This is a genomic window from Streptomyces sp. NPDC052396 (genome assembly GCF_044593195.1).
Taxonomy (GTDB): Bacteria; Actinomycetota; Actinomycetes; order Streptomycetales; family Streptomycetaceae; genus Streptomyces.
In genome coordinates, this window is sequence record NZ_JBIUAW010000005.1 from 258,935 (window position 1) to 280,690 (window position 21,756).

General features: G+C 70.3%; 17 protein-coding genes. 10 read left to right on the plus strand and 7 right to left on the minus strand.

Going from position 1 to position 21,756, the window contains the following annotated elements:
- Window positions 1-50: 50 nt before the first annotated feature.
- The gene (locus ACIHFE_RS15100; protein WP_400106501.1) at window positions 51-1,391 is read left to right on the plus strand and encodes an MATE family efflux transporter; all 1,341 of its coding nucleotides are present in this window, start codon (window positions 51-53) and stop codon (window positions 1,389-1,391) included.
- 76 nt (window positions 1,392-1,467) lie between these two features.
- Here the strand turns inward: ACIHFE_RS15100 and rplI are convergent, their stop codons facing one another.
- The 4 genes from rplI to rpsF all read right to left on the minus strand — a co-directional run bounded on the left by rplI (window position 1,468) and on the right by rpsF (window position 3,165).
- Entirely contained in the window at window positions 1,468-1,914 is a 447-nt protein-coding gene (gene rplI, locus ACIHFE_RS15105; protein ID WP_400106503.1) for a 50S ribosomal protein L9, read from the minus strand.
- An 18-nt stretch (window positions 1,915-1,932) separates the two neighbouring features.
- Window positions 1,933-2,169 (minus strand): 30S ribosomal protein S18, encoded by a 237-nt coding sequence (gene rpsR, locus ACIHFE_RS15110; protein ID WP_004950692.1) that lies wholly within the window; start codon window positions 2,167-2,169, stop codon window positions 1,933-1,935.
- Window positions 2,170-2,211: 42 nt separating this feature from the next.
- Window positions 2,212-2,796 (minus strand): single-stranded DNA-binding protein, encoded by a 585-nt coding sequence (locus ACIHFE_RS15115; protein ID WP_400106505.1) that lies wholly within the window; start codon window positions 2,794-2,796, stop codon window positions 2,212-2,214.
- 78 nt (window positions 2,797-2,874) lie between these two features.
- Entirely contained in the window at window positions 2,875-3,165 is a 291-nt protein-coding gene (gene rpsF / locus ACIHFE_RS15120; RefSeq protein ID WP_049719052.1) for a 30S ribosomal protein S6, read from the minus strand.
- Window positions 3,166-3,408: 243 nt separating this feature from the next.
- Between rpsF and ACIHFE_RS15125 the strand changes: the two genes are divergently transcribed.
- The 3 genes from ACIHFE_RS15125 (at window position 3,409) to ACIHFE_RS15135 (ending at window position 6,035) form a co-directional block, all read left to right on the plus strand.
- On the plus strand, window positions 3,409-3,738 hold the full coding sequence (locus ACIHFE_RS15125; protein WP_400106508.1) for a hypothetical protein: 330 nt from the start codon (window positions 3,409-3,411) through the stop codon (window positions 3,736-3,738).
- A gap of 101 nt (window positions 3,739-3,839) precedes the next feature.
- Window positions 3,840-4,958, plus strand: a complete 1,119-nt coding sequence (locus tag ACIHFE_RS15130; RefSeq protein WP_400106510.1) for a lipid II:glycine glycyltransferase FemX — start codon at window positions 3,840-3,842, stop codon at window positions 4,956-4,958.
- A gap of 45 nt (window positions 4,959-5,003) precedes the next feature.
- Window positions 5,004-6,035: an alanine racemase gene (locus ACIHFE_RS15135; protein WP_400106512.1), complete on the plus strand. Its 1,032-nt coding sequence runs from the start codon at window positions 5,004-5,006 to the stop codon at window positions 6,033-6,035.
- Between the two features lie 37 nt (window positions 6,036-6,072).
- Here ACIHFE_RS15135 and ACIHFE_RS15140 read toward each other — a convergent pair whose 3' ends face one another.
- Both ACIHFE_RS15140 and ACIHFE_RS15145 read right to left on the minus strand, forming a co-directional pair.
- Window positions 6,073-7,563: a glycosyltransferase family 87 protein gene (locus ACIHFE_RS15140; RefSeq protein ID WP_400106514.1), complete on the minus strand. Its 1,491-nt coding sequence runs from the start codon at window positions 7,561-7,563 to the stop codon at window positions 6,073-6,075.
- A 124-nt stretch (window positions 7,564-7,687) separates the two neighbouring features.
- Window positions 7,688-10,270, minus strand: a complete 2,583-nt coding sequence (locus ACIHFE_RS15145; RefSeq protein WP_400106516.1) for a transglycosylase domain-containing protein — start codon at window positions 10,268-10,270, stop codon at window positions 7,688-7,690.
- Window positions 10,271-10,540: 270 nt separating this feature from the next.
- Here ACIHFE_RS15145 and ACIHFE_RS15150 point away from each other — a divergent pair, with 270 nt between their 5' ends.
- From ACIHFE_RS15150 to ACIHFE_RS15160, 3 genes are all read left to right on the plus strand, one after another.
- On the plus strand, window positions 10,541-11,128 hold the full coding sequence (locus tag ACIHFE_RS15150) for a helix-turn-helix transcriptional regulator (RefSeq protein WP_400106518.1): 588 nt from the start codon (window positions 10,541-10,543) through the stop codon (window positions 11,126-11,128).
- Between the two features lie 49 nt (window positions 11,129-11,177).
- Window positions 11,178-12,260 carry an inositol-3-phosphate synthase gene (locus ACIHFE_RS15155; protein WP_400106520.1) on the plus strand — a complete coding sequence of 361 codons (1,083 nt, stop codon included), beginning with the start codon at window positions 11,178-11,180 and terminating at the stop codon, window positions 12,258-12,260.
- Between the two features lie 74 nt (window positions 12,261-12,334).
- On the plus strand, window positions 12,335-13,642 hold the full coding sequence (locus ACIHFE_RS15160; protein ID WP_400106522.1) for an MFS transporter: 1,308 nt from the start codon (window positions 12,335-12,337) through the stop codon (window positions 13,640-13,642).
- Window positions 13,643-13,669: 27 nt separating this feature from the next.
- Here ACIHFE_RS15160 and ACIHFE_RS15165 read toward each other — a convergent pair whose 3' ends face one another.
- The gene (locus tag ACIHFE_RS15165; protein WP_400106524.1) at window positions 13,670-15,121 is read right to left on the minus strand and encodes a CCA tRNA nucleotidyltransferase; all 1,452 of its coding nucleotides are present in this window, start codon (window positions 15,119-15,121) and stop codon (window positions 13,670-13,672) included.
- Between the two features lie 242 nt (window positions 15,122-15,363).
- On the opposite strand from ACIHFE_RS15165, the gene ACIHFE_RS15170 reads away from it, so the two are divergent.
- The 3 genes from ACIHFE_RS15170 (at window position 15,364) to ACIHFE_RS15180 (ending at window position 21,731) form a co-directional block, all read left to right on the plus strand.
- The gene (locus ACIHFE_RS15170; protein WP_400106526.1) at window positions 15,364-17,718 is read left to right on the plus strand and encodes a DUF6049 family protein; all 2,355 of its coding nucleotides are present in this window, start codon (window positions 15,364-15,366) and stop codon (window positions 17,716-17,718) included.
- Window positions 17,719-17,764: 46 nt separating this feature from the next.
- Window positions 17,765-19,918 (plus strand): murein biosynthesis integral membrane protein MurJ, encoded by a 2,154-nt coding sequence (gene murJ / locus ACIHFE_RS15175; protein WP_400106528.1) that lies wholly within the window; start codon window positions 17,765-17,767, stop codon window positions 19,916-19,918.
- Between the two features lie 109 nt (window positions 19,919-20,027).
- Window positions 20,028-21,731, plus strand: coding sequence for a protein kinase family protein (locus ACIHFE_RS15180; protein ID WP_400106530.1), 1,704 nt, complete (start codon window positions 20,028-20,030; stop codon window positions 21,729-21,731).
- Window positions 21,732-21,756: the final 25 nt, after the last annotated feature.

Below are 21,756 nucleotides of genomic sequence, written 5' to 3' on the forward strand. Positions count from 1 at the left end.
GTGACAAAAGGCCATTGTGCTTGTTACCTGTGGAAGATTGAATGGGACCTGTGAGTCATACGCTTCCGCTGTCCCGGCGCGCCGCCCGCCGTCATGACCGCGAGATATTCGCGCTGGCCCTGCCCGCCTTCGGCGCGCTGGTCGCCGAGCCCCTGTTCGTGCTGGTGGACAGCGCCATCGTGGGCCATCTGGGCACCCGGCCACTGGCCGGTCTCTCGGTGGCCGCCACCCTGCTGACCACCGCGGTCGGCGTCTTTGTCTTCCTGGCCTATGCCACCACCGCCGCCGTCTCCCGCCGGGTGGGCGCCGGCGACCTCCGGGCCGCCATCCGCCAGGGCATGGACGGCATCTGGCTGGGGCTGCTGCTGGGTGCGGTGATCGCGCTCCTGGTGCTGCCCACCGCCCCGGCCGTCGTCCAGCTGTTCGGCGCCTCCCCCGCCGCCGCCCCATACGCCGCCGAGTACCTGCGCATCAGCGCCCTGGGCATCCCGGCCATGTTCGCGGTGCTGGCGGCCACCGGGGTGCTGCGCGGACTCCAGGACACCCGCACCCCGCTCTATGTCGCCATCGGCGGCTTCACCGCCAACGCGGCCCTCAATATCGGCCTGGTCCAGGGGGCCGGCCTGGGCATCGCCGGCTCCGCCTGGGGCACGGTGATCGCCCAGTGCGCCATGGCCGCCTGCTATCTGGCCGTGGTGGTACGCGGCGCCCGCCGGCACGGCGCCTCACTGCGGCCGGACGCGGCCGGGATCCGCGCCTGCGCCCAGGCCGGCGCCCCGCTGCTGGTGCGCACCCTGGCCCTGCGCACGGTGCTGATGACCGCCACCGCGGTGGCTGCCCGGCTGGGCGACAGCGAGGTCGCCGCCCACCAGATCGTGCTGTCCCTGTGGTACCTGCTGGGCTACGCCATGGACGCCCTCGCCATCGCCGGGCAGGCGATCATAGGGCGCTCGCTGGGCTCCGGCGACACCGAGGGAGCACGCGCGGCCTGCCGGCGCATGGTGCAGTGGGGAATCACCGCCGGAGTGCTGCTGGGAGTGCTGCTGGCCATGACCCGGCCGCTGCTGCTCCCGCTGTTCACCACGGACGCCGCGGTACGGAGCGCGGCGCTGCCCGCCCTGCTGGTCGCGGCGCTCAGCCTGCCGGTGACCGGCGTGGTCTGTGTGCTGGACGGGGTGCTGACCGGCGCTGGGGACGGCCCCTACCTGGCCTGGGCCATGCTGGGCGTGCTGGCCGTGTTCACCCCCGCCGCCCTGCTGGTCCCCGCGCTGGGCGGCGGGCTGACCCTGCTGTGGTGCGCGATGGCGCTGATGCTGCTCACCCGGACGGTGACCCTCTGGGCCCGGGCCCGGTCCGGCCGGTGGCTGGTCACGGGGGCGGTGCGGGGCTGAGGCGCATAAAAAGCCGAAGCGCATGAAGAGAGGGCCGTACCCCGGGGGGTACGGCCCTCTCTACGCTTCGCGGCCCTTAGGCGGCGATGACCTCGACGCCGAGCTTGGCGACAACGTCGGCGTGCAGACGCACGGACACCTGGTGGGCGCCCAGGGTCTTGATCGGCGAGCCCAGCTCAACGCGGCGCTTGTCGACCTCGGGGCCACCCGAGGTCTTGATCGCGGACGCGACATCGGCCTGGGTGACCGAGCCGAACAGGCGGCCGGCCTCGCCGGCGCGGACGGCAAGGCGGACCTTGACGCCCTCGAGCTGCGCCTTGACCTCGTTGGCCTGCTCGATCGTGGCGATCTCGCGCAGCTTGCGGCCACGGCGGATCTGCGCCACGTCCTGCTCGCCACCCTTGGTCCAGCGGATCGCGAAACCGCGCGGGACCAGGTAGTTGCGGGCGTAGCCGTCCTTGACGTCAACGACGTCACCGGCGGTGCCGAGGCCGGAGACCTCGTGGGTGAGGATGATCTTCATTAGTTGGTCACCCTTCCCTTATCGCGCGGACGAGGTGTAGGGCAGCAGCGCCATCTCACGGCTGTTCTTCACGGCCGTGGCGACGTCACGCTGGTGCTGGGTGCAGTTGCCGGTCACGCGACGGGCACGGATCTTGCCGCGGTCGGAAATGAACTTCCGCAGCATGTTCGTGTCCTTGTAGTCCACGTAAGCGGTCTTGTCCTTGCAGAAAGCGCAGACCTTCTTCTTGGGCTTGCGCGGAGGCGGCTTAGCCATTGTCTCTCTCCAGTGTGATCAAGAAGTTTGTTGCTGTTCGCCCTAGAAGGGCGGTTCGTCGGAGTAGCCGCCGCCGGAGTTGCCGGAGCCGCCGCCCCAGCCGCCTCCGCCGCCGCCCTGCTGGCCGCCGGACGGAGCGCCGGTCGCCCACGGGTCGTCGGCGGGAGCCCCGCCGCCGCCCTGCTGGCCGCCGGGACCGCCGCCCCAGCCGCCACCCTGGCCACCGCCGTTGCCGCCGCCATAACCACCCTGGCCACCACGACCGGTGGTCTTGGTGACCTTCGCCGTGGCGTTCTTCAGGCTGGGCCCGACCTCTTCGACGTCGAGCTCGTAGACCGTGCGCTTGACGCCCTCGCGGTCCTCGTAGGACCGCTGCTTGAGCCGGCCCTGCACGATGACGCGCATGCCGCGCTGAAGCGACTCGGCGACGTTCTCCGCCGCCTGCCGCCACACCGAGCACGTCAGGAAGAGGCTTTCGCCGTCCTTCCATTCGTTGGTCTGGCGGTCGAAGGTGCGGGGAGTGGACGCGATACGGAACTTCGCGACCGCCGCACCGGACGGGGTGAAGCGCAGCTCGGGGTCGTCGACGAGATTGCCGACGACCGTGATGACGGTCTCGCCTGCCATGGGTGAACCTCTCGGCGGGTGTGCTGGCTGCTTGCTACTCGTTGCGATACAGCCCGATTACCGCTGAACCGGTGGGGTTCAGTGGGTCTCGGGACGGAGGACCTTGGTCCGGAGGACCGACTCGTTCAGGTTCATCTGGCGGTCGAGCTCCTTGACGACCTCAGGCGTGGCCTGCAGGTCGATGACCGAGTAGATGCCCTCGGGCTTCTTCTTGATCTCGTAAGCGAGACGACGACGGCCCCAGGTGTCGACCTTCTCGACCTTTCCGTTGCCCTCACGGACGACGGAGAGGAAGTTCTCGATCAGCGGGGAGACAGCACGCTCCTCGAGATCGGGGTCGAGGATGACCATCACCTCGTAGTGACGCATGTGGAACCCACCTCCTTTGGACTCAGCGGCCACGGTCGATCCGTGGCAGGAGGGTCGTAATGCGTTGTCAACGGTATCCGCCGACACTGACAAGCAGGTGCGGCTATGAGAGATACCGATGCAGACCGTCCAGAGTACCCGCACCCTGCCGTCCGGTTGAAATCCTCTCGCCCGGGCCCGCAAGCTGGACGCATCGGTGTGACCGGCGCTACAGCGCGCCGCCCGCCTTCAGGAGGTAGTGCCATGACACAGGCAGTCCGGCAGACCCCGAGGAGTCCCCGCGGGCTGCTCGCCGTGCTCAACAGTGACGGCAAGCCCCATCCCCTTGAGAACACCCTGGTCGCGGTGACCGTGGCGCTCGGCGCCCTGGCCTTTATCTCCTCGGCCTTCAAGGACCTGCATCTGCTCAGCTCCTGGAGCGGGCTGGCGGGCGTGCTGACCGGCGCGTACGGGCAGTACATCTCGGCCACCACCGGCGAGCGCTTCTTCCTGGTCATCGCCATGGGAGCGGCCGCCATCGGGCTCTTCCTGGGCATCGCCCACGGCGGGCTGTGGGGCGGCGTCATCGGATAGCGGACCGTACGCCCAAACGGGGCACTCCCCGGTCGCAGTAGGCTTCGGCGCGAGAGCCGGAGCCCCGACCCTGGGGACACACCTGCCGAGGAGCGCCCCGCATGACCCTGACCCTGAGGACCATCAGCCGAGAGCAGCATCTGGCATACATCCAGAGTCTGCCCGCGGCCAGCCACATGCAGGTTCCGGCGTGGGCGGACGTCAAGGCGGAGTGGCGCTCGGAGAGCCTGGGCTGGTTCGACAAGACCGGCCAGATGGTCGGCGCCGGCCTGGTGCTCTACCGGCAGCTGCCCAAGATCAAGCGGTACCTGGCCTATCTGCCCGAGGGACCGGTCATCAACTGGTACGCCCCCAACCTCGAGGACTGGCTGCAGCCCATGCTGGCCCACCTCAAGAAGCAGGGCGCCTTCTCGGTGAAGATGGGCCCGCCGGTGGTCATCCGGCGCTGGGACGCGGGCGCCATCAAGACCGGCATCGCCGACCCGGACGCCAAGCGGCTGCGGGACGTGGAGCCCACCTTCATCGAGCCGCGCGCCTTCGAGGTCGCCGACAAGCTGCGCCGGATGGGCTGGCAGCAGGGCGAGGACGGCGGGGCCGGCTTCGGTGACGTCCAGCCGCGCTATGTCTTCCAGGTGCCGCTGCAGAACCGTTCCCTGGAGGACGTCCACAAGGGCTTCAACCAGCTGTGGCGACGCAACATCAAGAAGGCCGAGAAGGCCGGCGTCGAGGTCGTCCAGGGCGGCTACGAGGACCTGGCGACCTGGCAGCACCTCTATGAGATCACCGCGGAGCGCGACAAGTTCCGCCCGCGGCCGCTGAGTTACTTCCAGCGCATGTGGACGGCCCTCAACACCGAGGACCCCAACCGGATGCGCCTGTACTTCGCCATCCACGAGGGCGAGGCGGTGGCCGCCGCCACCATGCTGATCGTCGGCGGGCACGTCTGGTACTCCTATGGCGCCTCCGCCAACCACAAGCGCGAGGTGCGGCCGTCCAACGCCATGCAGTGGCGGATGCTCCGCGACGCCTACGCACTGGGCGCCAGCGTCTACGACCTGCGCGGCATCGGCGACTCCCTCGACGAGAGCGACCACCTGTTCGGCCTGATCCAGTTCAAGGTCGGCACCGGCGGGCAGGCGGCCGAGTACCTCGGCGAGTGGGACTTCCCGCTGAACAAGCTGCTGCACAAGGCGCTCGACATCTACATGTCGCGCCGCTGACCCCACCGATCCGTCCACATCCAGGGAAAGGCTCCAGGACCGGTCATGGCGCTCACGCTCTATGTCGACACCCAGCGCTGGCGGGCACACCAGCAGTCCGTCCTCCAGCAGTTCCCGGGCATCGTCCCGGTCTGCAAGGGCAATGGCTACGGCTTCGGCCACGAACGGCTGGCCGATGAGGTCACCCGCTTCGGCGCGGACACCCTCGCCGTGGGCACCACCTACGAGGCGGCCCGGATGAAGGACCTCTTCGGCGGTGATCTCCTGGTGCTCACCCCCTTCCGGCTCGGCGAGGAGCCCGTTCCGCTGCCGGACCGGGCCATCCGCTCGGTCTCCTCGGTCGAGGGCGTGCGCGGCCTGGTCGGCGCCCGGGTGGTGGTCGAGGTGATGAGCAGCATGAAGCGGCACGGCATCAGCGAGGAGGACCTGCCCAAGCTGCACGCCGCCATCGAGGACGTGCGCCTGGAGGGCTTCGCGATACACCTCCCGCTGGACCGGGCCGACGGCACCACCGGGGTGGACGAGGTCGCCGGCTGGATGGAGCGGCTGCGCGCCGCCCACCTGCCGCTGCACACCATGTTCGTCAGCCACCTCAAGGCCGATGAACTGGCCCGGCTGCAGCAGCAGTACCCGCAGACCCGGTTCCGGGCTCGCATCGGCACCCGGCTGTGGCTCGGTGACCATGACGCCACCCAGTACCGCGGCGCGGTGCTGGATGTCACCCCGGTCGCCAAGGGCGACCGCTTCGGCTACCGCCAGCAGAAGGCGGCCGGCGACGGCTACCTGGTGGTGGTGGCCGGCGGCACCTCGCACGGCGTGGGCCTGGAGGCGCCCAAGGCGCTGCACGGCATGATGCCGCGGGCCAAGGGCGTGGCCCGGGCGGGCCTGGCCACCATGAACCGCAACCTCTCGCCGTTCGTCTGGGCGGGCAAACAGCGCTGGTTCGCCGAGCCGCCGCATATGCAGGTGTCCATCCTGTTCGTGCCGAACGACGCTCCCGCGCCGCAGGTCGGCGACGAGCTGGTGGCTCATCTGCGGCACACCACCACCCAGTTCGACCGCATCGTCGACCACTGATCCCACCCCCTCGGTGACCGGGCCGGCAGCGGTGGCGCTAAACCGTGCCGCCGCTCCCGGCCCCCCATCGGACCGGCTCGTCCGCCCGCTCCCCCAGGGGCCGCGCGTCCCGTACGGCGGGGAGGGTGACCCTGTCCGGCGCCCCGTCCAGCACACCCCCCGAGGGGTCGTCCGAGCCGTCCCGGCGCACCACGTCGTGGTGCGGGGCCAGGATGTCGCGCACCACCAGGGCGCACAGGCAGAGGGTGCCCAGCAGATGCAGGACCAGGGCGAGTTGGTAGCCCTCCAGGGGCAGCCCCTGGCGCTTGTCGCCGCTGCCGGTGTAGGCCAGGTAGTACCAGATGCCCAGGAAGTACAGGACCTCGCAGCCCTGCCAGATCAGGAAGTCCCGCCACCTGGGCCGGGCCAGCGCGGCCAGCGGGACCAGCCACAGCACATACTGCGGTGAGTAGACCTTGTTGGCCAGCACAAACAGGGCCACCATCAGGAAGGCCAGCTGGGTCAGGCGCGGCCGCCGGGGGGCGTACAGCGCCAGGGCGCCGATGGCCAGCGTGCCGAGGATCATCACCACGGCCACATAGGTGTTGACGTCATCCAGCGGATCACCGGTGCGCTGGGAGATCAGCAGCCAGAGCGAGCCATAGTCCACCGGCCGCTGCTGGCTGAAGGAGTAGAACTTGGCCCAGCCGGGCCGGATATGCAAGCCGCCCCCGGAAAGGGTGAGCATCACCGGCAGGTTGACCAGCAGCCAGGCGCCGGCGCTGGCCGCCAGGGTGCCGAGGAACTGCCGCAGCCGTCCGGCCCGCAGGCACAGCACCAGCAACGGGCCCAGCAGCAGCAGTGGATAGAGCTTGGCCGCCCCGGCCAGCCCGATGAGCACGCCCGCCGCCACCGGCCGGCTCCGGGACCACATCAGCATGGCCCCGGCCGTCAACGCCACCGCGAACAGGTCCCAGTTGATGGTGGCGGTCAGCGCGAGCGCCGGGGCCAGCGCCACCGGGAGCGCGTCCCAGGGGCGGCGGCGGTGGGTGCGCGCCACACAGATCACGGTGATCACGGCGCAGACCATCAGCAGCCCGGCGTTGGCGAACCAGTTGTACTGCTCGCGCGCCTGCAGGCTGCCGCCGCCGGGGGTCAGCAGCGCGGCGGCCTCCATGAACAGCCCGGTGAGCACCGGGTATTCGAGGTAGTCCATATCACCGGAGCTCTGCGGGATCCGGTCGAAGTACGGGATCAGCCCGCGGTCGAAGCCACGGCCGGAGAACAGGTGCGGGATGTCGGAGTAACAGGCGTGGGTGTACTGGGTGGTGGCGCCGAAGAACCAGCCGTGGTTGTAGCAGGGCAGCTTCTGCACCATGCCCAGCGCGAACATGCCGATCATCAGCAGCGCGACCACCAGCGCGGCGGCCCGCCACCCGCCGGGCAGCGCCCGCCGCCCGGCCGGCCCGCCGATGAGCTCACTGCTCACGGCGGCCACCTCGTCCTCCTCGGTGGGCCGTACCGGCTCCTCGTCCCGCTCGCTCCTCATGCGCCCATCCTGCCGTACGGCGCCAGGGCCCGCTGGGGGCTGTGCATGAGGCGCCGCTTGTGGACAACTCCGTCACCCGGCGGGGGAGCCGGCGGTGCTCACCCCGCGCGGGAGCCGGCCGGTCTCACCCCGCGGGCCCGCCGAAGAGGCCGCCGCCCGCCCGCCGGGTCGGGGCCGCCGGTGCGGGTTCGCCCTGGTCGCCGCCGCTGCCGGTGCCGCCGGGCCCGCCGTCGTCCGTCCCGCCACTGTTGCCGGTGGCGCCGGGGGGGCAGTGGTGGTCCAGCGGGGAGCAGCCCCTGCTCGGGGAGGGCGAGGCAGTGGGCGAGGCGGTGGCGGGCGGCGAGGCGGACGGGGAGGCCGAGGGGGAGGGCACGGCCGTGGGCGCGGGGGAGGGCGAGGGGCTGGCGCCGCCGCCGTAGACCTTCTCCCCGATCGGCTGGGGCGCGTCGAAGTCCTCCACCGGCCGGCCCCGGAGCGCCTGGCCCATATAGGCCGCCCAGATCTCGGCGGGGAACGAGGCACCGTGGATGGTGGGCTTTCCGCCCACCCCGCGCATCGACAGGAACTCCTGGTTACGGGCGTTGGGGTCGACGCGGAACATGCCGATGGCGGTGGACAGCTGGGGTGTGTAACCGGCGAACCAGGCCGAGCGGTTGCCGTCCGTGGTGCCCGTCTTCCCGGCCACCGGCCGGCTGCCCAGTTGCGCCGCGGTACCGGTGCCGGCCTCCACCACCGTCTTCAGCACATCGGTGACATTGTTGGCCACATTCGCCGGGAACGCCTGCCTGCTCTGTTTCTCGTGCTGGAAGGCGGGCTTGCCGTTCTTCTCCACCTTCTCCACCGAATAGGGGTCGATCTGCCGCCCGCTGTCGGCGAAGGTCGCATAGGCGCCGGCCAGCCGGATGGCGCTGGGCGCCGAGGTGCCCAGCGAGAAGGTCGGGGTGAGCGAGGCCAGTTGCTCCTTGTCCAGGCCGGCGTTCAGCGCCGCGTCCCGCACCAGGTCCGTCCCCACGTCCATGCCCAGCTGGATGTACGGGGTGTTCACCGAGAACTGCATGGCGGTGCGCAGGCTGATCAGTCCGCGGTCCTCGCCCCCGTCGTTCTTCTGGTGCCATTCGCTGCCGTCCCGGTCGTGCCAGACGGCGCCGTTGTAGGTGCGCAGGGTCAGCATGTTGTCGCCGTTGTAGACGCTTTCCGGGGCGACCCGGGTGCGCTGGTCGTCGCTCTGCTGCGGGCCGAGCGCGGGATTGCGCCTGCCGTGTTCCATGGCGGCGGCCAGGACGAAGGGCTTGAAGGTGGAGCCCACCTGGGCACCGGTGTAGTCGGCGTTGTCGGTGTAGTGGGTCAGCGCGTTCTCGCCGCCGTAAATGGCCACGATCTTCCCGGACTTGGGCTCCACCGAGGCACCGCCGAATTGCACGAACTGGTCGACGCCGCGCACTTCCGGCTTGATGTTGGTCTTGCGCACCGCCTCCACCGATTTCGACAGGGATTCCACCTTGTCTCGGTCGAAGGTGGTGTAGATCTGGTAACCGCCCTTGTCCAGCTCGCCCTTGCTGATCTTCGAGTGGGCCACGATGTAGTTGTCGGCGAGGTCGGTGAGGTAACCGATCTGCCCGGCCCGGTTGGTGGCGGGCTTGGGTTTCTGCGGGGTGGGGAACCCCTTGGCCGCCCACTGGTCGCGCTCGGCGGCCTTCAGATGGCCGACCTGCACCTCCCGGTCCAGGGTCCATTTCCAGCGGTCGCTCGCCCGCTTGAGGTTCTTCTCCGGGGTCGCGGCCGGCCCCTGGCCGCCGTAGGGGTCGTAGAGGTTGGGGCCGTTGAGGGTGGCCGCCAGATAGGCGCTCTCGCTGGCCGTCAGGTCGGCGCAGTCCTTGTCGTAGTAGGCGCGTGCGGCGGCCTGGATGCCATAGGCGCCGCGCCCGTAGTAGGCCGTGTTCAGATAGCCCGCGAGAATGTCGTCCTTGTTCTGGGTGGCGCCCACCTTCACCGAGATCAGCAGCTCGGTGGCCTTGCGCTTGAGCGTCTGCTCCTGGCTCAGATAGGTGTTCTTGACGAACTGCTGGGTGATGGTCGAGCCGCTCTGGGTCTCACCGCCCTCGGCCATCTTGACCACGGCGCGGAGAATGCCCATCGGATCCACGCCCCAGTCCTTGTAGAAGCTGGCGTTCTCGGCCGAGATCACCGCGTTCTGCATGGACTTGGGAATCTGCGCGATGGGCACGATCTGCCGGTTGAGACTGCCGCCGCCGGCCACCACCATCTGTTTGCCGTCGGCCCAGTAGTAGACGTTCTTCTGCACCTTGGAGGCCAGCTGGGCGCTGGGCACCCGCACCACCGCCAGGGCCACGCCCACGGTGCCCAGCAGGAGTCCGGCGAAGATGCCGCAGACCCCGGCGACCAGCTTCCAGGAGGGGATCCAGCGCCATATCCCGGCCTTGCCGGCGCGCGGGTAGTCGATATACCGCCCCAGGCCCGTTCTGGGCGGCCGGGCCGGGCGTCTGCGCCCGCCGCCGCGCTGGGCGGCGCGGCGGGCCGCGGCCCGTCCGCCGTGCCCGGGCGGCTCTCCCCGGCGCGGGCCCGGCGCCGGGGAGCCGCTCCGCGGGGTGGCGCGGCGGCCGGGCGTCGGCTGCTGGGCCGCGCGCCGGGCCGCGGCTCGTGAGCCACCGCTGTGGGACCGCGGCGGCTTGCGGCGATGCTCGCTCATGGAACGACTACTTCCTCGGGGTGGGACCGGTCCGCGTGGCGCACAGACTACGCACGGTCAAACCCCGACTACTGCGGATGTTCACTCCAAATGTGGCTCCGCATGTCCCACGAACCGGTGATGTGAGCTCGTTCACCACCCCCGCTCTTGTCGACGGATGATCGCCGTTCTATCGTCTGGATGTATCGAGTCGATACATCAGCTCGGCATAAGGGACCAATAAAGGCAAGGGATCAAGGGATTAGGCTGTGGGGGACAAGGAGGCGAAACATGAGCAGACGCTCCGGCATCCTCGAGTTCGCCGTCCTCGGCCTGCTCCGCGAGTCCCCGATGCACGGCTACGAGCTGCGCAAGCGCTTGAACACCTCACTCGGGGTGTTCCGTGCGTTCAGCTACGGAACCTTGTATCCCTGCCTGAAGTCGCTGGTGGCGAACGGCTGGCTGGCGGAGGAGACCGGCGGCGCTCCCGAGGACGCCCGTGCGGCGTCCCTGGCCGGACGGCGGGCGAAGATCGTCTACCGTCTGACGGCCGAGGGGAAAGAGCACTTCGAGGAGTTGCTCGCCCACACCGGTCCGGACACGTGGGAGGACGAGCACTTCGCCGCCCGCTTCGCGTTCTTCGGACAGACCTCACGGGATGTCCGGATGCGGGTGCTGGAAGGCCGCCGCAGCCGGCTGGAGGAGCGCCTGGAGAAGCTGCGCGCTTCGCTGGCCCGTTCCCGCTCCCGGCTGGACGACTACACCCTCGAACTCCAGCGGCACAGCATGGAGTCGGTGGAGCGCGAAGTCCGCTGGCTGAACGAGCTGATCGAAAGCGAGCGGGCCGGGCGTGACAGACGCATCGGTCCGGACAAGTAAGCCCTGCGACCCGCAGGGCTTGGTCGAGAACACACAGGGAGCAACCGGAATGGGTTCGGTTCGCGTAGCCATCGTCGGCGTGGGCAACTGCGCCGCCTCGCTGGTGCAGGGCGTCGAGTACTACAAGGACGCCGACCCGAACGGCCGCGTGCCGGGTCTGATGCACGTGCAGTTCGGCGACTACCACGTGCGGGACGTCGAGTTCGTGGCCGCCTTCGATGTGGACGCCAAGAAGGTGGGCCTGGACCTCGTGGACGCCATCGGCGCCAGCGAGAACAACACCATCAAGATCTGCGACGTGCCGGCCTCCGGTGTCACCGTCCAGCGCGGCCACACCCTCGACGGCCTGGGCAAGTACTACCGTCAGACCATCGAGGAGTCCGCCGAGGCCCCGGTCGACGTCGTCCAGGTCCTCAAGGACAAGCAGGTTGACGTCCTGGTCTGCTACCTGCCCGTGGGCTCCGAGGACGCCGCCAAGTTCTACGCCCAGTGCGCCATCGACGCCAAGGTCGCCTTCGTCAACGCGCTGCCGGTCTTCATCGCCGGCACCAAGGAGTGGGCGGACAAGTTCACCGAGGCCGGTGTGCCGATCGTCGGTGACGACATCAAGTCGCAGGTCGGCGCCACCATCACGCACCGGGTGATGGCCAAGCTGTTCGAGGACCGGGGCGTCATCCTGGACCGCACCATGCAGCTGAACGTCGGCGGCAACATGGACTTCAAGAACATGCTCGAGCGCGAGCGCCTGGAGTCCAAGAAGATCTCCAAGACGCAGGCCGTCACCTCCCAGATCCCCGACCGCGAGCTGGGCGAGAAGAACGTCCACATCGGCCCGTCCGACTACGTGGCCTGGCTGGACGACCGCAAGTGGGCCTACGTCCGCCTGGAGGGCCGTGCCTTCGGTGACGTCCCGCTGAACCTGGAGTACAAGCTCGAGGTCTGGGACTCCCCCAACTCGGCCGGTGTCATCATCGACGCGGTGCGCGCCGCGAAGATCGCCAAGGACCGCGGCGTCGGCGGCCCGATCCTGTCGGCCTCCTCGTACTTCATGAAGTCCCCGCCGGTGCAGTACTTCGACGACGAGGCGCGGGACAACGTCGAGAAGTTCATCAAGGGTGAGGTCGAGCGCTAAGCGCCGAGCTCCGTTCGTTACGGGCCCCCGGGGAATCGCCCCCGGGGGCCCGTCGCGTATGTGAGGCTGACCGCATGCCCGTTGTGCGTGATCTTCGCGTCCTGCTGCGCCTGCGCGATTTCCGCCGCCTGCTGGCCGTCCGGCTGCTCTCCCAGGGGGCCGACGGCGTCTACCAGGTCGCCCTGGCCTCCTTTGTGGTCTTCTCCCCCGAGAAACAGCCCTCCCCCGCCGCCATCGCCTCCGCCATGGCGGTGCTGCTGCTGCCGTACTCGCTGCTGGGGCCGTTCGCCGGGGTGCTGCTGGACCGCTGGCGGCGCCGCCAGGTGCTGCTGCACGGCAATCTGCTGCGGGCCGCGCTGGCCGTGGGCACCGCGCTGCTGATCGCGGCACGGGTGCCGGACTGGCTGTTCTATGTCTCCGCCCTGTCGGTCACCGGGGTCAACCGCTTTGTCCTGGCGGGGCTTTCCGCGTCGCTGCCGCATGTGGTGGACGGCCCGCAGCGGCTGGTCATGGCCAACGCCCTCTCGCCGACCGCCGGCACCCTGGCGGCCACCGCGGGCGGTGGTCTGGCCTTCGCGGTACGCCTGGTCAGCCCGGGCGGCGCCGCCTCCGACGCCATGGTGGTGCTGGTGGGCGCCGTGCTCTACCTGACCGCCGCGCTGGCCGTCCTGCGGCTGCCCATCGCCCTGCTGGGGCCCGAACTCCCGCTGCCCCGCGCCCAGTTCGGCCTGGCGCTGACCGGTACCGCGCGCGGCCTGGCGGCCGGGCTGCGGCATCTGGCCCGACGCCGGCCGGCCGCCCGGGCGCTGGCCGCGGTGACGGTGATGCGGTTCTGCTACGGCGCGCTGACGGTCACCCTGCTGATGCTCTGCCGGTACACCTGGACCCACAGCAGCGCCGCCGGGCTGGCCCTGCTGGGTCTGGCGGTGGGTGTGTCCGGGGGCGGGTTCTTCGCCGCCGCCCTGCTCACCCCCTGGGCGGTCGGACGGCTGGGCCGGCTGGGCTGGATCGGGGCCTGCGCGGGGGCGGCGGCGGTCCTGACCCCGGCCCTGGGCCTGCCCTTCCGGCTGACCCCAATGCTGATCGCCGCCTTTGTGGTGGGACTGGCCACCCAGGGCGCCAAGATCGCCACGGACACCGTGATCCAGTCCTCGGTGGACGACCGCTTCCGGGGCCGGGTGTTCTCGATCTACGACGTGCTGTTCAACGCCGCCTTTGTCTCGGCGGCCGGGGTGGCCGCCCTGATGCTGCCGCACGACGGGCGGTCGGCGGCCCTGCTGATCACCGTCGCGGCGCTCTACGCGGCGGTCGCGGTGGCCATGGCCCGCGAGGTTTCACGTGAAACACGGCCCCCGGCCGACGGGAGCGGCTGTTTCACGTGAAACAGCGGACGCAGCGGCGACGGGCACTCAGCCCTGGGCCGCCCACCACTCCTTGAGCGCGGCCACGGCCCGTTCCCGCTCCATCGGGCCGTACTCCAGCCGCAGTTCCAGCAGGTGCCGGTACGCCTGGCCGATCTGCGGGCCGGGGCCCACGTCCAGGATCTCCATGATCTCGTTGCCGTCGAGGTCGGGCCGGATGGCGTCCAGCTCCTCCTTCTGCTTCAGCTCGGCGATCCGCACCTCAAGCCCGTCATAGGCCTCGGAGAGCGCCTGCGCCTTGCGCTTGTTGCGCGTGGTGCAGTCGGACCGGGTGAGCTTGTGCAGCCGGTCCAGCAGCGGACCCGCGTCCCGCACATAGCGCCGCACGGCCGAGTCGGTCCACTCCCCGGTGCCATAGCCATGGAAGCGCAGGTGCAGCTCCACCAGCCGGGAGACGTCCTTGACCAGCTCATTGGGGTACTTGAGCTTGGTCATCCGGAACTTGGTCATCTTGGCGCCCACCACCTCATGGTGGTGGAAGGAGACCCGGCCGTCCTTCTCGAAGCGGCGCGTCCTGGGCTTGCCGATGTCATGCAGCAGCGCGGCCAGCCGCAGGGTCAGATCCGGGCCCGTGGTCTCCAGCGCTATGGCCTGGTCCAGCACGATCAGGGTGTGCTCGTAGACGTCCTTGTGCCGGTGGTGCTCATCGCGCTCCAGCCGCAGTGCCGGAAGCTCCGGGAGCACCAGGTCGGCCAGCCCGGTCTCCACCAGCAGCCGCAGACCCTTGCGCGGGTGGCCGGAGAGGACCAGCTTGTTCAGCTCGTCCCGGATCCGCTCGGCGGAGACGATCTCCAGGCGCCCGGCCATCTCCCGCATGGCGGTGACCACCTCGGGCGCGACCTCGAAGTCCAGCTGGGCGGCGAAGCGGGCGGCCCGCATCATCCGCAGCGGGTCGTCGGAGAAGGACTCCTCCGGGGTGCCGGGGGTGCGCAGCACCCGCTCGGCCAGGTCCTCCAAGCCGCCGTGGGGGTCGATGAACTCCTTCTCCGGCAGCTTCACGGCCATGGCGTTGACCGTGAAGTCACGCCGGACCAGGTCCTCCTCGATGGAGTCGCCGTAGGAGACCTCCGGCTTGCGGGAGGTCCGGTCGTAGGCCTCCGACCGATAAGTCGTGATCTCCAGATCAAGGCCCGATTTGCGGCAGCCCACCGTGCCAAAGGCGATGCCGACCTCCCAGACCGCGTCCGCCCACGGCCGCACGATCCGCAGCACATCCTCGGGACGGGCGTCGGTGGTGAAGTCCAGGTCGTTGCCGAGCCGGCCGAGGAGCGCGTCCCGTACCGACCCGCCGACCAGGGCCAGCGTGAATCCGGCCGCCTGGAAGCGGCGGCCGAGGTCGTCGGCCACGGGGGAGACCCGCAGCAGCTCGCTCACGGCACGGCGCTGCACCTGGGTGAGCTCATCGGGCGGGGTCTGGTGGCTGTCGTTGGCGTTCGGCACAACAGGAAAGGGTACGTGGCCCGGTGCCCACGGGCCTCCCGGCGGCGGCCCGCCCGGCGATCACCGAGCGATCACCCCGGCGACTCTCCGGTGACAGACCTCACATAGCAGGCAGAGTAGGGCATCGGGCTTACTGGACGATCTTGTACAGCGGTCCGCAGCACTTCGCCACAGCGCATCTCGTTACCATTCGTGGACGCACAACCGACGACCACTGACGACGACGAGAGACGGGCGAGCGCGTGGCCGAGGCGGCAGATTTCCGGGAGAGGTTCCAGGAGACATTCCAGGGAACGCCCCAGGAGACGCCGTCCGCCCCTGCCCGCCGCCGGTCGCGGCCGCTGGCGGTGCTGCTCACCGGGGTGCTGTTCTTCCTGGGCCTCACCCAGCTGCCGGCCGCGCCCAAGGCGCACGCGGAGCCCATCGGCTCCCGCACCGTGGGCGTCTCGGTCGACTCCCTGACGCCCGCCGCGCCCACCCAGGGCGACAAGATCACGGTGTCCGGCACCGTCACCAACAACGGCAGGTCGGTGATCACCGGCGCCCATGTGGGACTGCGGGTGGGATCGCTGCTCAGCACCCGCAGCGACATCGACGACATCGCCGGCCGCACCGGCTACTCCCCGTCCTCGGACGGCGGCGAGCTGTCCGGCCACACCCAGAAGATCGACAAGCTGGCTCCGGGCGTCAGCCGGGAATTCAGCCTCAGCCTGCCCGCCAAGGACCTGGGCCTGGACAAGGACGGCGTCTACCCGCTGGGCGTGACCCTCTCCGGACAGACCGCCGACCAGCAGTACGACCGGGTGCTGGGCATCAAGCGCACCCTGCTGCCCTGGCAGCCCTCGTCCGGCGAGGGCAAGAAGACCCAGCTCACCTTTCTGTGGCCGCTGATCTCCAGCACCCACCTGACCGGCCACACCGAGCCGGACCAGCAGCAGACGCCGATCTTCCGCAATGACGACCTGACGGCGGAGCTGGCCCCCGGCGGCAGGCTGCAGCAGCTGGTCGCGCTGGGCAAGGACCTCCCGGTCACCTGGGTGGTCGACCCGGACCTGCTGGCCACCGCCGAGGCGATGACCAAGAGCTACCACGTGGCCGGCCCGGACGGCACCACCACCCAGGGCCACGGCCAGGTGATCGCCAAGCAGTGGCTCAGCCAGCTGCAGAACGCGGTGGCCGGCCATGAGGTGGTGGCCCTGCCCTTCGGCGACCCCGACCTGGCCTCGCTGGCCCACCGCGGCAAGGACGTCCCCGGCGCGCTGGGCCACCTGCAGCCCGCCACCGAGCTGGCCGCCACCACCGTGGACACCATCCTCGGCGTCAAGCCGCGCACCGACTTCTCCTGGCCGGTGGACGGCGCCGTGGACTCCTCGATCGTGGACGTGGCCACCTCGGCCGGCGCACATAACGTCATCGCCCGCAGCGACAGCCTGCGCGAGCCCGGCGGCTCCCCCTACGCCCCCACCGCCGCCCGGCAGATCGGCGGCGGCAACACCGCCGTGGTCGCCGACGCCCGGCTCTCCACCGCCTTCCAGGGCGATATGACCCGGGCCGGCGACGCCTCGCTGGCGGTGCAGCAGTTCCTGGCGCAGAGCCTGATGATCAACAAGCAGGCCCCGGAGAACGAGCGCAGCATCGTCGTCGCCCCCCAGCGGATGCCCACCACCAGCCAGGCCCAGACCATGGCGGCCGCCCTGCGCGGCCTGTCGGACGGCCGCTGGACCCAGCCCCTGGAGCTGGGCGACGCCACCAAGACCAAGCCCGACCCGGCCGCCAACCAGCAGGTGCCCGGCCCCGGCTCGTACCCCGCCGCGCTGCGCGCCCAGGAGCTGCCCTCCCAGGCGTTCCAGGACATCCAGGTGACCCAGACCACCCTGGACCGCTTCAAGACGATCCTGACCTCCCAGGACCGGGCGGTCACCCCCTTCGGCAACACGATCATGCGGGAGATGTCCAGCTCCTGGCGGGGCGACGCCGGGGGCGGGGCCGCCTTCCGGGGCGGGGTGCAGTCCTATCTGGACGACCTCACCAAAAAGGTGCAGCTGGTCAAGAAGTCCGACGCCACTCTTTCCGGCCGCAGCGCCACCATCCCGGTGACCGTGCGGAACGGCCTGCTGCAGGGCATCACCGGACTGCGCCTGGAACTGGAGTCCAGCCAGCCCAACCGTCTGAGCGTGGACAAGTCGCAGCCCATCAAGATCGAGGGCGGGCACAGCCAGACGGTGAAGTTCGAGACCCGGGCCTATGCCAACGGTCCGGTGAAGGTGACGGCGCGGCTCTACACTGCCGACAACCAGCAGTACGGCCAGGACATGACCTTCACTGTGCAGGTCACCTCGATCACCCCTATCGTGCTCCTGGTCATCGCCGTCGGTGTGCTGCTCCTGGTGCTCGCGGGGCTGCGTATCTACCTCAAGCGCAAGCGCTCGGGCACCCGCCCGGCGGGCAACGACGGCCCCCCGGCCGGCAGTGAGGGCGGCCCGGACGGGGACGGAAACGGCGACGACGGCAAGCCCGGCCGGGACGGTGCCCACACCATGGACACCGGAACGCCGAGCGGTGAGCAGTCCGGCCCGGGTGAGAAAGTGGAACATTGACGTGTTGCGGGGCCGGTCGGCCGCGGACTGATGAGGTGGGGTAGCGATGAACGCGCCGTACGACGGTGACCGCGGCCAGGGCGCGGGTGGTGACCAGCGGGCCCAGTACCCGCAGGTACCGCCCGTCCCCGAGCCGCAGCACCCCGGGCCGTACGCCCAGGACCCCTATCTGCGGGACGCCTACCCCGCCGGCCCGTACCAGGGCGAGGCCCCGGCCGCGCCCGCGCCGTACGACCCGCCGCCCTACGACCCGCTGTACGACCCCGCGCAGGCCGCGCCCGCGCCGGCCCCGCAGCAGCGCCCCTGGCCGCAGGCCCCCGGCTACGGTCCCGAGGAGTCGACCCAGCTGATCGTGGGCGGCTTCCCCGGCCGGTCCCCGGAGCAGCAGGACGCCTTCGCGCACCTGTACCGGGACCAGCAGCAGCCGCAGCCGCATGAGCCGCCGCAGGCCCAGCCTCCGGTGCCGGCCGCGGGTGCCTTCGTCCCGCCGCCCTCCGAGCCGCTGTCGGCGGAGCCGCTGGACGAGCAGGAGCCGGTCCCGGCCGCGCCGGCCGCCAAGAGCAGCAAGGCGGGCGGGCTGCTGAAGTCCAGCGCCCTGATGGCGGCCGGAACGCTGGTGTCGCGGCTGACGGGCTTTGTGAAGTCGGCGCTGCTGGTGGCGGCGCTGGGCGCCGGCATGCTGGGCGACACCTACCAGGCGGCCAATATGGTCCCCTCGATGATCTTCTTCCTGACCATCGGCGGCGGCCTGAACTCGGTGTTCGTGCCCCAGCTGGTCCGGGCCATGAAGAACGACGAGGACGGCGGCGAGGCATACGCCAACCGGCTGCTGACCCTGGTGGCCGTGATCCTGGGCGCCCTGGTGGTGCTCTGTGTGGCCGGGGCGCCCCTGCTGGTCCGCCTGGTGTCCAACGACTTCGCCAATGACCCGGCGGCCAACTCGGTCACCGTGACCTTCGTCCGCTACTGCATGCCCACCATCTTCTTCACGGGCATCCATGTGGTGATGGGCCAGATCCTCAACGCCCGTGGCCGCTTCGGCGCCATGATGTGGACCCCGGTCCTCAACAACGTCGTGGTGATCACGACCGTCGGCCTGTTCATCGGGGTCTACGGCACCTTCGCCCACAGTGGCATGACCGTCAGCACGATCCCGCCTGAGGGCCTGCGCCTGCTGGGCCTGGGCACTCTGCTCGGGCTGGTCGTCCAGGCCCTGGCGATGGTCCCCTATCTGCGCGCGGCGGACTTCAGCATCCGGCCTCGGTTCGACTGGCGCGGCCACGGCCTGGGCAAGGCCGCCAAGCTGGCCAAGTGGACCATGCTCTTCGTGCTCGCCAACCAGGCGGGGAACATCGTGGTCACCCAGCTCGCCACGGCGGCCGGTCACACAGCGGAACATCAGGGACACCCCGGCACCGGCATCACCGCCTACCTCCAGGCGCAGCTGATCTGGGGCATGCCGCAGGCCATCCTCACCGTCTCGATCATGGCTGCGATGCTGCCGAGACTGTCCCGGTCCGCCGTGGACGGCGACACCGCGGCCGTCCGCGACGACATCTCCCAGGGCCTGCGCACCTCGGCCGTCGCCATCGTGCCCCTGGCCTTCGGCTTTGTCGCGCTCGGTGTCCCCATGTGCACCCTGCTCTTCGGCTCCTCCGGCCTGACCAGCGCCCGCTCCATGGGCCACGTCCTGATGGCCTTCGGCCTCGGCCTGATCCCGTTCTCGGTGCAGTATGTGGTGCTCCGCGCCTTCTACGCCTACGAAGACACCCGCACGCCGTTCTACAACACCGTGATCGTCGCCGCCGTCAACGCGGCCGGCGCCGCCCTCAGCTATCTGCTGCTGCCCGCCCAGTGGGCGGTGGCCGGCATGGGTGTCTCCTACGGACTGGGGTACGCGGTGGGGGTCAGCGTCGCCTGGAAGCGGCTGCGCAAGCGGCTCGGCGGTGACCTGGACGGCGCCCGTGTGGTGCGCACCTACGCCCGCCTGGCCGGGGCCTGCGTCCCCGCCGCCCTGATCAGCGGGGTCGCCGCCTATGGCATCGGCCAGACGCTGGGCGGCGGCGTCACCGGATCGCTGGCGGCGCTGACCGGTGGCGGCCTGCTGCTGCTCGCGGTGTTCTACATCGCGGCCAAGCGCATGCGCGTCGAGGAACTGACCGCCATGGTCGGCATGGTCCGCGGACGCCTGGGCCGCTGACCGGAGCACAACCTTGGCCCGCATTCGCGTGTCGTGCATAGCGTCGGACTGTGGGCACAATTGTCGTGGCTGTGGACAGGGTGCAACGGATGGGGAGGCAGGAGCGGCGGTGGCGGAACGGAGCAGGGCTGCCGTCGACGTGGCAGACAACAGCGACACCCCTGACAAGGCGTCGCTGACCGCCAAGGCGGGCAAGGCCACGGCCGACGGGGCGGAGGCCGAGAAGAACACGCCCAAGGACGGCTCTGGTGCCCATGGCACGAGTGCCGCCCACGACACTCAGCGCCCGGAGCCGCACAGCGGCCACAAGCTCGCCAGAAGGTACCGCCTGGAGGAGTGCGTCACCCGTCTGGAGGGATTCAGCAGCTGGCGTGCGGTGGACGAGAAACTGCGCCGTGCCGTCGGAGTCCATCTGCTGCCCGCCGACCACCCGCGGGCCCGCTCGGTGCTCGCTGCCGCCCGCTCCGCCGCGCTCCTCGGCGACCCCCGCTTCGTCCAGGTGCTGGACGCGGTCGAGGAGAACGACCTTGTCTATGTGGTCCATGAGTGGCTGCCCGACGCCACCGAACTGACCACCCTGCTCGGCTCCGGCCCCATGGAGCCGCACGAGGCGTACCAGCTGGTCAGCCAGGTCTCCCAGGCCATGGCCGCCGCCCACCGGGAGGGCCTGGCCCATCTGCGCCTGGGCCCCGGCGCCGTGCTGCGCACCGGCACCGGCCAGTACCGCATCCGCGGCCTGGCCGTGCTGGCCGCGCTGCGCGGCATCACCTCCGACCACCCGCAGCGCACCGACACCGAGGCCATCGGCGCCCTGCTGTACGCCGCGCTCACCCAGCGCTGGCCGTACGAGGGCAACGCCCACGGGCTGCCCGGCCTGCCCAAGGGCGTCGGCCTGATCGCCCCGGACCAGGTGCGGGCGGGGGTGCACCGTGGCCTGTCCCAGCTGGCGATGCGGGCGCTCGTCAACGAGGGAGCCACCGCTTCACGGCAGGAACAGCCGTGCACCACGCCGGAGGAGCTCGCCAAGGCGGTCGCCGCGATGCCGAAGATCCGGCCACCGGAGCCGGACTTCACCGCCGCCCCCGCCTATGGGCGCACCACCTACCAGCCGGGCAGCTACGGGGCGGGGACCTACGGGCCGCAGCCGGCGCCGGTCACCCCGCCGCCCCCGCTGCAGAGCCGCACCGGCACCGCGATCAAATGGGTCGTCAGCACCCTGCTCATCGTGGCGCTGGGGCTGGGCACTTGGCAGCTGGCGGACACCCTGCTCAAGCACACGGACAGCGATGAGCAGCGGTCGTCGGTGCCGGGCGACAACGGGTCGCGGAAGCAGCCGAAGCCGGTGAAGCTGAAGATCGCGGGTGCCCGGGAGTACGCGCCGGACGGCAATTTTCAGCACGAGAGCCAGGTCCAGGACACCTACGACAACGATCCCGCCACGATGTGGCGGACCAGGTCGTTCAACGACCAGCTGGGGACCACCGACTTCAAGAAGGGCGTGGGCATCGTCTACGACCTCGGGTCCGTGCACACCCTTTCCAGTGCCACGGTGAACATGGAGTTCGGCGGAGACCACACCACCCTGGCGCTCTATGCGAGCGACCACCTGACCCCCGGTCAGCCAGTCAGCGCCATGAAGCAGCTGGCCAAGACCACGGTCTCGGCGAACAAGGCCGTGCTCTCGGTCAAGAAGCCGGTCAAGACCCAGTATGTGCTGCTGTGGCTGACGGCACTCCCTTACGGGGATAGCGGGGAGTGGAGCCAGGCCGGCTACAAGCAGTCCATCAGCGAAGTACGGTTCCTGGGTCAATGACCACTCATCGGTAAAGCCCGGCTGA